The sequence below is a fragment of the Mucilaginibacter celer genome (genome assembly GCF_003576455.2).
Classification (GTDB): Bacteria; Bacteroidota; Bacteroidia; order Sphingobacteriales; family Sphingobacteriaceae; genus Mucilaginibacter; species Mucilaginibacter celer.
This window is the reverse complement of the sequence record NZ_CP032869.1, coordinates 1921137-1934700: the sequence shown is the minus strand read 5'-3', so window position 1 is coordinate 1934700 and position 13564 is coordinate 1921137. Positions and strand designations below refer to the sequence as shown.

At 43.9% G+C, this 13564-nt stretch carries 13 protein-coding genes; 7 read left to right on the top strand and 6 right to left on the bottom strand.

Annotation, left to right across the window (positions count from 1 at the left end):
• Positions 1–11 precede the first annotated feature (11 nt).
• Together HYN43_RS07505 and HYN43_RS07500 are read left to right on the top strand one after the other, a co-directional pair.
• Complete coding sequence (locus tag HYN43_RS07505; RefSeq protein WP_119408854.1) at positions 12–1172, top strand: FIST signal transduction protein; 1161 nt, start codon at positions 12–14, stop codon at positions 1170–1172.
• Complete coding sequence (locus HYN43_RS07500; protein ID WP_119408853.1) at positions 1159–2661, top strand: ATP-binding protein; 1503 nt, start codon at positions 1159–1161, stop codon at positions 2659–2661. The genes HYN43_RS07505 and HYN43_RS07500 overlap by 14 nt, the downstream gene beginning before the upstream one ends.
• An 88-nt stretch (positions 2662–2749) precedes the next feature.
• Here HYN43_RS07500 and adhP read toward each other — a convergent pair whose 3' ends face one another.
• From adhP to queD, 3 genes are all read right to left on the bottom strand, one after another.
• Positions 2750–3790 (bottom strand): alcohol dehydrogenase AdhP, encoded by a 1041-nt coding sequence (gene adhP / locus HYN43_RS07495; RefSeq protein ID WP_119408852.1) that lies wholly within the window; start codon positions 3788–3790, stop codon positions 2750–2752.
• A 31-nt stretch (positions 3791–3821) separates the two neighbouring features.
• Entirely contained in the window at positions 3822–4679 is an 858-nt protein-coding gene (locus HYN43_RS07490) for a universal stress protein (protein WP_119408851.1), read from the bottom strand.
• Positions 4680–4793: 114 nt separating this feature from the next.
• Complete coding sequence (gene queD / locus HYN43_RS07485) at positions 4794–5150, bottom strand: 6-carboxytetrahydropterin synthase QueD (protein WP_119408850.1); 357 nt, start codon at positions 5148–5150, stop codon at positions 4794–4796.
• Between the two features lie 231 nt (positions 5151–5381).
• On the opposite strand from queD, the gene HYN43_RS07480 reads away from it, so the two are divergent.
• The 5 genes from HYN43_RS07480 to hemN all read left to right on the top strand — a co-directional run bounded on the left by HYN43_RS07480 (position 5382) and on the right by hemN (position 10978).
• Positions 5382–6074 (top strand): OmpW/AlkL family protein, encoded by a 693-nt coding sequence (locus HYN43_RS07480; protein ID WP_119408849.1) that lies wholly within the window; start codon positions 5382–5384, stop codon positions 6072–6074.
• A 193-nt stretch (positions 6075–6267) separates the two neighbouring features.
• Positions 6268–7455 carry a sensor histidine kinase gene (locus HYN43_RS07475; RefSeq protein ID WP_119408848.1) on the top strand — a complete coding sequence of 396 codons (1188 nt, stop codon included), beginning with the start codon at positions 6268–6270 and terminating at the stop codon, positions 7453–7455.
• Positions 7452–8504: a response regulator gene (locus tag HYN43_RS07470; protein ID WP_119408847.1), complete on the top strand. Its 1053-nt coding sequence runs from the start codon at positions 7452–7454 to the stop codon at positions 8502–8504. The genes HYN43_RS07475 and HYN43_RS07470 overlap by 4 nt, the downstream gene beginning before the upstream one ends.
• Positions 8505–8586: 82 nt before the next feature.
• Entirely contained in the window at positions 8587–9612 is a 1026-nt protein-coding gene (locus tag HYN43_RS07465; RefSeq protein ID WP_119408846.1) for a 2-hydroxyacid dehydrogenase, read from the top strand.
• A 4-nt stretch (positions 9613–9616) separates the two neighbouring features.
• Positions 9617–10978 carry an oxygen-independent coproporphyrinogen III oxidase gene (gene hemN, locus HYN43_RS07460; RefSeq protein ID WP_119408845.1) on the top strand — a complete coding sequence of 454 codons (1362 nt, stop codon included), beginning with the start codon at positions 9617–9619 and terminating at the stop codon, positions 10976–10978.
• A gap of 96 nt (positions 10979–11074) precedes the next feature.
• On the opposite strand, the gene HYN43_RS07455 is transcribed toward hemN, so the two are convergent.
• From HYN43_RS07455 to ccoG, 3 genes are read right to left on the bottom strand one after another with little or no spacing between them, the layout of a single operon-like run.
• Complete coding sequence (locus HYN43_RS07455) at positions 11075–11767, bottom strand: sulfite exporter TauE/SafE family protein (RefSeq protein ID WP_119408844.1); 693 nt, start codon at positions 11765–11767, stop codon at positions 11075–11077.
• The gene (locus HYN43_RS07450; protein WP_162996358.1) at positions 11764–12186 is read right to left on the bottom strand and encodes a FixH family protein; all 423 of its coding nucleotides are present in this window, start codon (positions 12184–12186) and stop codon (positions 11764–11766) included. The genes HYN43_RS07455 and HYN43_RS07450 overlap by 4 nt, the downstream gene beginning before the upstream one ends.
• Positions 12187–12190: 4 nt before the next feature.
• A complete protein-coding gene (ccoG, locus tag HYN43_RS07445) occupies positions 12191–13564 on the bottom strand; it encodes a cytochrome c oxidase accessory protein CcoG (protein ID WP_119408842.1) in 1374 nt (457 codons plus the stop codon).

Below are 13564 nucleotides of genomic sequence, written 5' to 3'. Positions count from 1 at the left end.
TAATACAATTTATGAAAGTAGCACAGAAATTATACAGCGGGGGCCGTTTCATTTTAGAAAACGGCGACCGTATCCCGCAGGATGCGAAAGCGCTTATCCTTGCTTTTGGCAACAAGCGGCTCCTGATATCAGACGATATTTACGGGCAGCTCTCAGCCGAATTTCCGAATAGCGACATCGTACTTTGCTCAACAGCCGGAGAAATATATGAAGATACCGTTTTAGATGACACCGTATCGGTTTCGATAATGATGTTTGAGCAAACGGGCATTAAAACGGTGAGCATAAACATTGCCGATCATCCCAATAGCTACGAAGCCGGCAGGGCCCTGTTTGGTGACTTAAATTCAGACCAGCTTAGTAATATGCTCATCATATCAGACGGCAGTCTGGTTAATGGCAGCGAACTGGTTAGGGGGCTTGAACAGGAGAATAAAAGAAATATCCCTATTACCGGCGGCCTGGCCGGTGATGGCGATAAATTTATCAGCACTACAGTTGGCTGTAATACCCCACCTCAACACGGCACCATAGCTGCGATAGGTTTTTATGGCCGTTATTTACAAATTGGGCATGGTTCCATGGGGGGATGGGATATATTTGGCCCCGAAAAGCAGGTAACGCGATCGGTATCAAACCGCCTGTTTGAAATTGATAACAAAAGTGCCCTCGAACTTTATAAACAATATCTTGGCCGGTATGCAGATGAGCTGCCAGGATCTGCCTTATTGTTTCCCCTATATGTGCGACCGCCCCACAATTCCGATTCGGTAGTACGTACAATTTTGTCGATTGACAATGATGAGCAAAGCATGATTTTTGCCGGCGATATTCCTGAAGGAGCGTATATCAGGTTTATGAAGGCTAATTTTGATAAAATAATCGACGCGGCAACCTGCGCCGCGAATAAATCGCTCACCAAATTCGCCCTTCAAAAACCCAAACTCGCCCTGTTGATAAGCTGCGTGGGCCGCAAGCTTATATTAGGTAACCGTATAGATGAGGAGACCGAAGCTGTAAAGGAAATTTTTGGCGATAAAACTATATTAACCGGCTTCTATTCGTACGGAGAAATATCGCCTGTGCATGAAAATAGCCGTTGTGAACTGCATAATCAAACCATGACAATAACTACCTTTATTGAAGAAATTGATCAGGATGTCTTATCATAAACTTTTAGCCAGGCAATTAAAAAAATACTATAATGACGATTTTTCGTCGAACGAATCTTTTGTTAGGCTTATCGACGCAGTTAATGATTCCTATATAGCTTTTGACAGGGACAAGGAATTATCAGACCATGCCTTTACGGTAAGCCAGCAGGAATTTGCCGATATCAATCAAAAGCTTCAAGATGAGATTGAATACCGTAATCTATCTGTTAAAAAACTAAAAGAAACCCTTAACAATATTAAGTTTGATAATACCGGTGCTGTAGACGGTGAATACGGCGACCTGCTTGAAATAGTTGACCTTTTAAACAATGAAATACGCCGCCGGAAGGAAGTTGAATCAGAACTGATTTTCGCGAAAGAAGAAGCCGAGAAAGCCAATATCGCTAAATCTGATTTTCTTTCTATCATCAGCCATGAAATTCGCACTCCTTTGAATGCTGTGATTGGCATGGGACACCTGCTACTAAAAAACAACCCGCGCGCCGACCAGGAAGACAATCTCCGCACGTTAAAAACATCATCAGACAATCTGCTGGTGTTGATTAACGATATTCTTGATTTCAATAAAATAGAAGCGGGCAAACTCGATCTTGATAACGCTCCATTCAATGTAAAAAAACTGATCAAGGATATTGTAGCCGCTAATTCAAACAGCGCAAACGAACGAGAAAACCGGATGTCGCTTGTTTTAGACAACAGGCTGCCTGATTATTTTCTGGGCGATTCATTGCGCCTTGGGCAGGTTTTAAACAACCTGATCTCGAACGCGGTAAAGTTTACACAGAAGGGTTTCATCTCTATCCGTATCGATCTTCAAAAGTTAAAAACCGACCGGGCATCCCTTCACTTTTCGGTACATGACACAGGTGTTGGCATTGCGAAAGAGAACCTCGAAAACATTTTTGTCCCTTTTTTGCAGGCGTCAACTTCCATTACCCGACAATACGGCGGTACAGGTTTGGGGTTGGCTATTACCCGTCGTATTTTAAAACTCTATGGAAGCGATATCACGGTGGAATCAGAACTTGGCAAAGGCTCAAAATTTCATTTTGTGCTGGATTTTCCTATAGTTGACGATAAAACCATCAATGCATTACAGAACGATATAGCAGGCTTCACATTAAAAAACAAACGATTATTGCTTGTTGAAGATACTTTATTTAACGTTTTGTATGCTACCCAGTTACTGGAAAGTTGGGATGCCAAAGTTGACGTAGCTGATAACGGTGAAATAGCGGTATCGATGATGCAAAACACGCCCTACGACCTTGTTTTGATGGATTTACAAATGCCCGTAATGGACGGCTACACGGCTGCAGTAAAAATAAGAACTTTCAATAACAACACGCCGATGATTGCCCTAACTGCATCTGCAACAAGCGATGTACGCGAAAAGGTGTTAGAAGCCGGCATGCAGGATTGTATTGTTAAACCTTTTAACCCCGACGATTTGATAGTAAAACTAAAAAAACATTTAATCGACTGACTCAAAATATATCGTTAAACTAATTAATGTAAAGAGATGGGCTAAGGTTATCCACCTCCTATACATTATTTACTAACGAATGCCTGGCTTATGCTTTGGTTTTGGCTATATCCAACACTATCCTTCCTTCAATCTTTCCGACTTTCATTCTGTCAAGCACGTTATTAATATTTTCTAAAGCGGCTGTTTGCACAGTTGCCTTAACTTTACCATCCAGTGCAAATTCAATTGCTTCCTGCATATCTTTCCTGGTACCCACTATCGAGCCGCGGACTGTATAACGGTTGAGTACCGATTGAAAGATGGGCAAACCTAAATCGCCTTTAGGCAAGCCATTTAAAGCGATGGTTCCCTTTTTACGCAATGCCAAAATACCCTGCTTAAAAGCTACAGACGATACCGCGGTTACCAATACGCCATGCATTCCGCCGGTTGCCTTTTTCAAAAACTCCCCGGGATCCTGGTTCATGGCATTAACGGTTAGTTCGGCACCTAAATCACGGGCCAGTTGTAGCTTATCGTCGGCTATATCAATGGCGGCTACGTGCAGTCCCATGGCTTTAGCATATTGAACCGCAAGGTGGCCTAAGCCGCCTATCCCTGAAATAGCTATCCACTCGCCTGGTTTGGCCTCTGTTTCTTTAATGCCCTTATATACCGTAACGCCGGCACAAATTATAGGTGCCATTTGCGTAAAACTAACGCCAGCCGGGAAACGGGCCACGTATCGGGCATCAGCAACAACATATTCGGCAAAGCCGCCATCAACGCTATAGCCTCCATTTCGCTGATTGTCGCAAAGGGTTTCCCAACCGGTTATACAAAACTCGCAGCATCCGCAGGCACTGTATAACCATGGTACACCTACTATATCGCCCTCCTTAATATTATTAACGCCGGCACCCAAAGCGGCCACATAACCAATGGCTTCATGCCCGGGTATTAACGGCATTTTAGGTTTTACAGGCCAATCGCCCTCACAGGCATGCAAATCGGTGTGGCAAACCCCACAGGCTATCACTTTTACCAATACCTGGTTTTCGCCCGGCTCTTTTACCGGCATTTCTTCTATTTGCAGCGGCTGTCCAAACTCATGAACTACGGCGGCCTTCATTGTTTTAGGCAACATATATTTAAATTGGATTAAGATGAATAAATAATTACTGGGCTGCCGGGAATACCAATAAAGGTATATCAAGCCGGCCGGCCATCTTTTCGCTATGACTACTTTTAATAAGCCGGTAAATAAAACTATGCGGCCGGTGTACCATTACCAGCATATCAACGTCTCCATGTTCGCAAATCCAGCTCAAACCTGCCTCAACCTGGCTATTTTGAACGCTTCGATAATAAATTTGAGAATAGTTTGCTTTATTGGATACCTCAGTCATGAAACCGGCAATAGTTTTTTGCATTTCTACACTTACTTCCCCTCCCTCATGAATGTGCGTAAGTAAAATTTCGGCGCCTAATGTTTTAGCAAACGGAATAAGGTTAAACAAACTTTCCATACTGGTGCCGGGGTGGGCAAAATCTGCAGCGAATGCTATTTTTTTAAGCGGGCGGAACCGTGTTTCCGGCGAAATCAACATCAGGGGTTTGGTGGTCGCTTCAATCATATTTTTGCTGTGGTTACCTAATAAAAAGCGGCTCATCCCTGCGCCATGGGTTCCCATCAGTACCATATCAATCTGGTTATTTTCAACAAAGCCTTCCACTATATCGGTAACCACGCCCGACTCATTTACAATAGAAATCTCGGGTTTGAACCCACCTCCCTCAACTGGTTTTTCCAATTGTAGTTTCAGGTTTTCCAGTTGATGGGTACTGCCAAGCAACAATGTTTCAAGATCATCCATTGGCCACACCACCATGCCAGACTGAGGCATTTCGGCTGGTACGATAACGGCGTTACATAGCACGATATTGGCTTTGATTTGTTTAGCCAGATGATAGCCATATTCAGCAGCATGCCTTGCATTGGCTGAAAAATCGGTGGCAATAAGCAGTGTTTTCATATTGGTTATGATTATTTGATATCACAAAACTGCCCTTTTTTAGATGGGGAAATAATGACAGCGGTCACCTATATAAATGATGCCGAAACAGAATTAAGTTTCCAAAAGCGGTTGTTAGTCTCCGTTATATACTACGCCCGAAGCCGGCGTTTCTTTAAGCTCTATCTTTTTTAAACCGGGCAGCAAGGGTATTAATTTTTGCCAGATCCATTTGGCTAAAAGTTCGGCTGTTGGATTGGAGAGGCCTTCAATGTTATTGAGGAGCGTGTGATCAAGCGTCCCTATCACCTGTTGAGCAATAGCTTTCAAATCAGAGAAATCCAATATCCAGCCCTCCTTTTCCATAATTTCACCGGTTATGTAAAGCGTAAGGTGATAGGTGTGCCCATGCAAATTACGGCACTTATGCCCTTGGGGCACATGAGGTAAAAAATGAGCGGCATCAAAGGTAAAATGCTGATAAATGATCATGATTATTACAATAAATAATGAGGCCGCAAGATCCGGCCGCGGTCATAGTCTATCGAATGACGATGGTTTCCGGATAATAAAACCTTTATCATTGTTTTATTAACGATTTTGCTTAACTGCTTAATCAAACACTTAGCAGCAATGATCAATATCAGCATGCAGTCTGTTTAGCATCACGGACCGGTCATTTTAACCGCCATAGTTTTGGGCCATAATTCAATCTGAGATATTATGAAAACTTTAAAACTATGTGTAATGGCCCTGTGCCTGTTTTGTGGATTAAATACTTTTGCCCAACAAAAAAACGAATGGGACATCCGTTTACGCGCCATAGGGATAGTACCGCAGGAAAGTGCTAACATTGGTGTTATTGGTGGTAATATCAATATCACAAATGCCTTTGTGCCCGAACTTGATATCACTTACTTTTTTACCAAAAACTTTTCTGCCGAATTGATCCTCGCCACTTCAAAACATAAGGTAAAAACGCAGGGTTCAAACCTTACCGCCATCGGGGGCAGCGCCTCGGCAGATGTTAACCTTGGCAAGGTTTGGTTACTGCCTCCAACCTTAACTTTACAATATCATTTGCCAACCGGTACGGCATTTAAACCATACCTGGGTGCTGGTGCAAACTACACTATATTTTATAGCGCCGATAAAGGCCCGGTTGTACAGGGGATAGATTATCAAAATAAATTTTCATTCGCGGCACAAGCCGGCATTGATTATGATATCAGCAAAAACGTATTCCTGAATATTGATGTGAAAAAAATCTTTCTGAACACCAATGCCACAGTTAATGCGGCTAACCTTACCCCTGCAAATAACCAGACCTTAGCTCCGTTGTTGCAAAATATTGCGGCCGATGTAAAGATCAGGCCCTGGGTGTTTGGCATCGGGGTTGGATATAGAATAAAGTAATATCAAACTTATAATCAAATTTTAAAAAGGCCTGGCAACTACTGCCCGGCTTTTTACATAAAGCAAATTTTATTTAATCAAAAACCCGGTTTAAAAAATGATATTGATCATTTTTTAAACTGAATATCGTTATGCCCCATTTGCCCGCACGAGCTGATATTTGTTTGCCACTTAAAAATCATCCGGGGTTTATATGGAAAGCGCGGCATTGTTGAACGCTATTATTGAAAACGCTATCGATGGAATTATCACTATCAACGATCGCGGGCTGATCGAATCGATCAACCCTCCGGCATGCAGGCTGTTTCAATATAAGCCCGCCGAAGTGACCGGTAAAAACATATCTATATTAATGCCCCCGCCTCATCGGGAACAACATGACGAATACATCAGAAGATATCAGCAAACCGGTCGCGGACATATCATCGGTATTGGCCGTGAAGTAACCGGTTTGCGAAAAGACGGAACCCTTTTTCCGTTTCGCCTCGCAGTTAGCGAAGTAAAATACTCCGGGCGCATCATATATACCGGCTTTATACACGACCTAAGCCGTGAAAAAGAAGCCGAAGACCGGTTAAAAGAGTATGCTGCCCATTTGAAAGACGAGGTGGAAGAGCGCACCCAATCGCTCATGCTATCAGTTAAAGAACTCGAGAAAGCTAAAGATGAGGTAAGCATCTCGCTCGAAAAAGAAAAAGAGCTGGGGCAATTGAAAAGTCGTTTTGTATCGATGGCTTCGCACGAGTTTCGCACCCCTTTGAGCGCAGTACAGCTTTCTGCCTCGCTTATTGAAAAATATGCCGGGCAATCGCAAAGCAAAAACATCAGCAAGCATGTGGGTAAAATAAAAAATGCGGTAGGCAATCTTACCACTATCCTGAATGATTTTCTATCGCACGAGAAACTGGAGGCCGGGCGTGTTGAGCCCTCTCCAACGGTTTTTGACCTTGTTAAACTGGCCGAAGAAATAACCGAAGAAATGCAGCTGATGGCCAAGAAAGATCAAAATATTATTTACCTGCATACCGGCAGCAACAGCAAGGTTAACCTGGACCTTAACCTGTTAAAAAACTGTATCATCAACCTCATCGCCAATGCCATCAAATACTCGGGGGAGAACACTTTTATTGAGTTTAATACCGAGTTAAGCAAAAGCGGATGCACCATCACCGTTAAAGATAATGGTATAGGTATTCCCGACACGGATCAAAAACATCTGTTCGAGGCTTTTTTCAGAGCTCATAACACCGGTAATATTCCAGGCACCGGCTTGGGCCTCCATATAGTGGCCCGCTACGTGCGCCTTATGAATGGCAACGTAACTTTTAAAAGCAGTATTAACAAAGGCACTTTATTCACCATTTCATTTCCCGAACAATGAGCAAAAAAATTTTGATTATTGAAGATAATAACGACATCCGCGAAAACGTAGTTGAAATACTTGAGCTTGCCGGCTACAAAGTATTTGAAGCCGCCAATGGCCGTTTAGGGGTTGAACTGGCCGTAAACAATATTCCCGATATTATTTTGTGTGACATCATGATGCCCGAGCTTGACGGGTACGGCGTATTGTATATGCTGAATAAAAACCCCGTTACGGCGGCAATCCCGTTTATATTTTTAACTGCGAAGGCCGAGCGCGTTGACCTGCGAAAAGGCATGGAAATGGGAGCCGACGATTACCTTACCAAACCGTTTGACGATATGGAATTGCTGAATGCCGTTGAAAGCAGGTTAAAAAAAAGGGAGGCGCAGCAATCCTTCTACAGCAAATCGCTTGATAATTTGAATTTGTTGCTTGCTAAAAACAAAGGGCTTACCGAGCTAAAGCGGGTAATTGACGAACGCAAAGCCCGGCAGTTTAAAAAAAACCAGGTAGTTTATTACGAGGGCGATAAGGGTAATGGCCTTTACCTGTTGGTAAAAGGCCGTATTAAAAGCACTAAAATGGCCGAAGACGGCCGCGAGTTAATGACCGGGATTTACACAAGCGAAGAATATATCGGCATCCATTCATTTTTATCTAACGAAACGTACAGCGAAACGGCTACCGCACTTGAGGATAGCCTGCTTTGCCTGATCCCGAAAGATCAGCTGGATGAACTGCTTAATTTATATCCGGACATTGCGAGGGAATTTATCAGGTTGCTGGCCAACAACATCCGCGAAAAAGAAGAACAGCTATTACAATTGGCTTACCATTCGGTACGAAAAAGGATGGCCGAAGCTATGCTGCGCCTTAACAGGCAATATACCAGCGACACCGAAAGTTTTAAGATCTCGAGGGAAGATCTTGCAGCTATGGCCGGGATGGCCACCGAAACGGTGAGCAGAACGCTGTCTGATTTTAAAGATGAAGGACTGATTGATAAAAAAGGCAGTGTGATTACCATTTTAGATCCTACCCGGCTTTCAAAAATGAGAAACTGATAAACATCACATTTCGGATTGATGAACCTCATTCGGTAAGCCTGGCACCGGGGCTAACTTTGTTACATTAATATTATTGCAAATGAAAGCAGTAGCCTACAGTATAAAGCCTTTTGAAAAGGAGTTTTTGGCAAAGGCCAATCAAAAAAAACACGACATTACCTTAATATCAAATGCCCTCAGTATCGATACAGCCGTATTTGCCGAGGGAAAAGACGCAGTAATTGTTTTTACCAACGATGATGTATCGGCAGCGGTAATTAAACAGCTTGCGGATTATGGTGTGAAACTTATCATAACCCGATCAACCGGAACCGATCATATTGATAAACAGCTTGCCGCTACATACGGCATCAGCATTGCAAACATCCCCTCCTATTCGCCTCAGGCCATTGCCGAACATGCGGTAGCACTGGCCTTCGCGTTAAACAGGCAAATTATCAGGGCGGATAAACACAGTCACCATTTCGATTTCAGGAACGATGAGCTGATTGGTTTTAATTTTGCCGGCAAAACAGTTGGGCTGATAGGCCTGGGCAATACAGGCAAAGCTGCTGCAAAGATATTTAACGGGCTTAGCTGCAACGTAATAGCTTACGACCCCGCATTTCCGGCCGATGTTGAGCATATTACACCCGTAACTTTAGAAGAACTACTGGCTAATGCCGATATTATATCTCTTCATTTACCGCTTACAGCCGCCACAAAACATCTTATCAAAAACCAAACCATCAGGCAGATGAAAAATGGCGTGATGTTGATCAATACCTCCCGCGGGGCACTCATCAGAACAACCGATGCCATAGCCGCATTAAAGAGCGGCAAAATGGGTTACCTGGGCCTTGATGTTTATGAATTTGAAAAAGGTTTATTTTTTGAAGATCATGAAAACGATGCCGTTAAAGATCCCCTGCTACACAGCTTATTAAACTATCCCAATGTTTTGGTTACGCCGCACCAGGCATATCTAACTAAAGAAGCCCTGCAGGAAATTGCAGACAAAACCATCCGCAATCTGGATAAATGGCAAATAAACAAATGCGCGGGCGATAATTGTGCCTGCGCTAATAGCTGCCGCGTTAGCCTGCCTGTTGAAATTAAAATTTAATTTTATGGAACCATCACTAACAGCTAAATACAATGTGGCTGCTCCGCGGTACACCAGCTACCCAACTATGCCTTATTGGGATACCGGGGCTTTTACTAAAGAAGAATGGATAAAAACTGTAAACAGCTCATTTTATGAGAGCAATGCACAGGAAGGTATAAGCATCTACATTCATTTACCTTTTTGCGAAAACCTTTGCACCTATTGCGGCTGCAATACCCGGATTACCAAAAACCACAGGGTCGAGGAGCCATATATTAAAGCTTTATTGCTGGAATGGGCCATGTATAAAAATATTTTTGGCGGGAAGCCCCTGATCCGGGAGATTCACCTCGGTGGCGGTACGCCTACTTTTTTTAGTGCGGCAAATTTAAAAGCGCTCATTAGTGCTATCCTGCTGCATACAGAAGTACACCTGGATGCATCTTTCAGTTTTGAAGCGCATCCGGCCAATACCACCGTTGATCATTTGCAGGTTTTGTATGATCTTGGTTTCAGGAGGCTAAGTCTTGGCATCCAGGATTTCGATCCTAAGGTTCAGTTTATCATTAACCGCCAGCAAAGTATTGATCAGGTGCGTACGGTTACCGGGCAGGCAAGGCACATAGGATATACATCCATCAACTATGATCTGATATATGGTTTACCGCTGCAAACCTTAGCCGGCCTGGCAACAACCCTGCAGGAAGTAGCCGCATTAAAGCCCGATAGGATTGCTTTTTACAGCTACGCTCATGTGCCGTGGTTAAAACCAGGCCAGCGCCGTTTCACCGAAGATGATTTGCCGGATGCAAAACTCAAGACCAAACTATACGATGTAGGCCGCGCGCTGTTAAAGCACTACGGTTATCTTGAAGTTGGCATGGACCATTTCGCTTTACCAGGAGATGAGCTGCTACTTGCTGAACAGGCCGGTAACCTTCATCGTAATTTTATGGGGTACACCCATCAGCACACTCAACTACTGGTTGGTTTGGGAGTATCTTCTATCAGCGATTCTCGATATGCTTTTGCCCAAAATGTAAAATCTGTTGAGGAATACCTCGAACTGGTAAAAAACGGCGAACTGCCTGTTTTTAAAGGTCACCTGCTAACCAACGATGATATCATAATCCGCAGGCATATCCAGCAGATCATGTGTAAAGGCCAAACCAGTTGGAACCATCATACCGAGCCATGTGAAGCCTTGCTGGACGGAATTGAAAGATTACAACCATTGGCCGATGACGGATTAATTGAACTTAATTCGTGGGGATTAAAGGTAACACCCACAGGCAAAAACTTTTTACGAAACATTTGCATGGCGCTCGACGCCCGGCTTTGGGCCAATAAACCGGCAACACAACTGTTTAGTATGGCGATATAGCATGTACTTATGATCAGTCAACACATATCGAGCAGATTTTTTCACACACGCAGCGGCTAAGAATAAAGTTTTCTTAGCCCCTGCGTGTTTAGAAACCTATCGGCAAACACCAGCAGCCGATGATGATTGTTTAGCAGGGCTTAGGTAGGGAATATCCAGATTCAAGCCCCTTAAAACGAACCAAAAACCGAGGCACACCATCAGGTAAGGCATAGCCTTACTTATACGTCGCCTTACAACCGGCCCCGCAAAGCCCAAACCAATGGTTGCAGCCAGCATTAAAGGAAATGTGCCCGCCCCAAACCAAAACATATAGCTGGCTGCGTTGAGAGGCGATGAAGTATTAATTGCCCCAACCAATGCAAGGTAAACAAACCCGCAAGGTAACAAGCCATTAAGTAACCCAACCACCAAATGGCCGGCACGATGCTGTAACGCATAGTGTAACAGTTTGTTAACTGGTTTTAGTAAGTGAGGCGTGAATTTCATCCCGGCCAGCTGCAGTTTAAATAAGCGCGAAAAACCCGCCATAATAATCAATATACCGCTTAACAAACTTACACCCTGCTGCAAACCGTAAAGCCATAGTTGTTTCCCGGCAACGCCAGCAAGCAGGCCTAAAAATGTGTATGTAATTACTCTGCCGATGTTATACAGCAATTTATTGGCTATAACATGCCACCACCGGTTTTGCGAAACCGGTACAGCAAAAGCCAGCGGCCCGCACATGCCTATGCAATGTACGCTGCCAAACAGGCCTATAAAAAAAGCTATCTGGTTGCTGCTCATTTTATAAAAACCTCCTTATGATACAGGTAAGCTTTATGGCCGCTCTCCCACTCCAGCGTTAATTGCCAGGGGCCTTTGGCCATGCCCTGCAAAATAATGCCGGCTTCGTTGCCGGCTCCACTATTAAGTGCAAATGCTTTATCCTGCGTTTTATCCGAAGGCCTCATAAAGCTTATCCGGCCGGTTACAGGCTTGCTGAAAGCGATGCTGAGCTGATCGCCACGCTGGGTTATTAACGGCTCGGCATGATCTTTAATTACCTGCTCTTCACGGTTATGATCCTTGTTAAAACTCATTCCTTTTTCATAGTACTGGTGGTCATAATCGTCAACCGGTACGTTGAACATATAAATACACATACTCAGGATGAACAGCATAAATGTCGCCATTCCTATTATTATTCCTTTTCCCCAATTCATTTGCTTAATCATTTACAGGTCCTATAAAGTTGGTGCTTACTATCTGGATCACCTCGCGGTTAACCACCAGTTTTAAGCGGATTTTAGTTTTGGCGGTGCGGATGTGCGACGCCGGGAGCAGTATAAAAAACACGGCCTTTTCTGTGGCCCCTTTGCCTATAACATCCGGTGCCTGGATATATTTTATTTTAACCGAGGGATCATCTGCCACAATGGTTACAGTTTTCTCCGTATCGGTTTTATTGATAATCTCGGCGTTGTAAATATTGCTGATGTAACCGCCAGGCTGTTGCTGGTACAGCATCCCGGCGCTGCGCATTACAGTAAGGTCCATATCTGTCCTGCTAAAAATAAAATAGCTTAAAACAGCTATTAAAACCGATATCACCGCTGTGTAAGCCTTCATCCGTACGGTAAAAGTTGGTTTCTCTTTCAGGCGGATCATGTTTTCGGAAAAGTATCCTATCAGGTTACGGGGCTTACCTATTTTATCCATCACCTGGTCGCACGCGTCAATACAGGCTGTGCAGTTAACGCATTCAATCTGGGTTCCCTTCCTGATATCAATACCGGTTGGGCAAACGGCAACACACAGGTTGCAATCTACGCAATCGCCCTTCAGGTTAAAAGGATCAGCCTCTCTGCTAAGCTTCCCCCTGGGCTCGCCGCGCACCTCATCATAAGCCACCACCAGCGTATGATGATCGATCAAAACACTCTGCAACCGGCCATACGGGCATATCAGTGTACAAACCAATTCACGTACCCTGCTGTAAACAAGGTAAAAAACGGCGGTGAACACCCAAATACTGATAAAACCCACCCAATGAGCAGTAACAGGTTGGGTAATAATGCTGATTAAACTTTGGCTGCCAATGATATAGGCGAGGAAGGTGTTGGCGATGAGGAACGAGATTAAAATAAATATAGTGTGCTTGCTTACTTTTTTTATGATTTTTTCCTTAGTCCAGCGGCCGGCGTCAAGCTTTTTGCGCCTTGGGGCGTCCCCTTCTATCCAAATTTCTATCTTCCGGAAAACCATTTCCATAAAAATGGTTTGCGGACAGATCCACCCGCAAAAAATACGGCCAAACGCAATGGTGAATATCACCACGCAAATCAAAAACACCAACGATGCCAGCACAAACAGGAAAATATCCTGCGGCCAGAAAACCTGTCCTAATAATACAAACTGCCTGTCTATCACATTAAGCAGCAGCAAAGGCCGCCCGTTTACACGTAAAAACGGCCCGCTGAAAAAGAACAACAGGTAGAAATAGCTTAGCCAGCTACGCCATTTGTAAAACCTACCCTTTCGTATCAGCGGGTACATCCATTGCCTTTTCCCGCTCTCCTTTGCTGCCAGTAAACCTTCCAT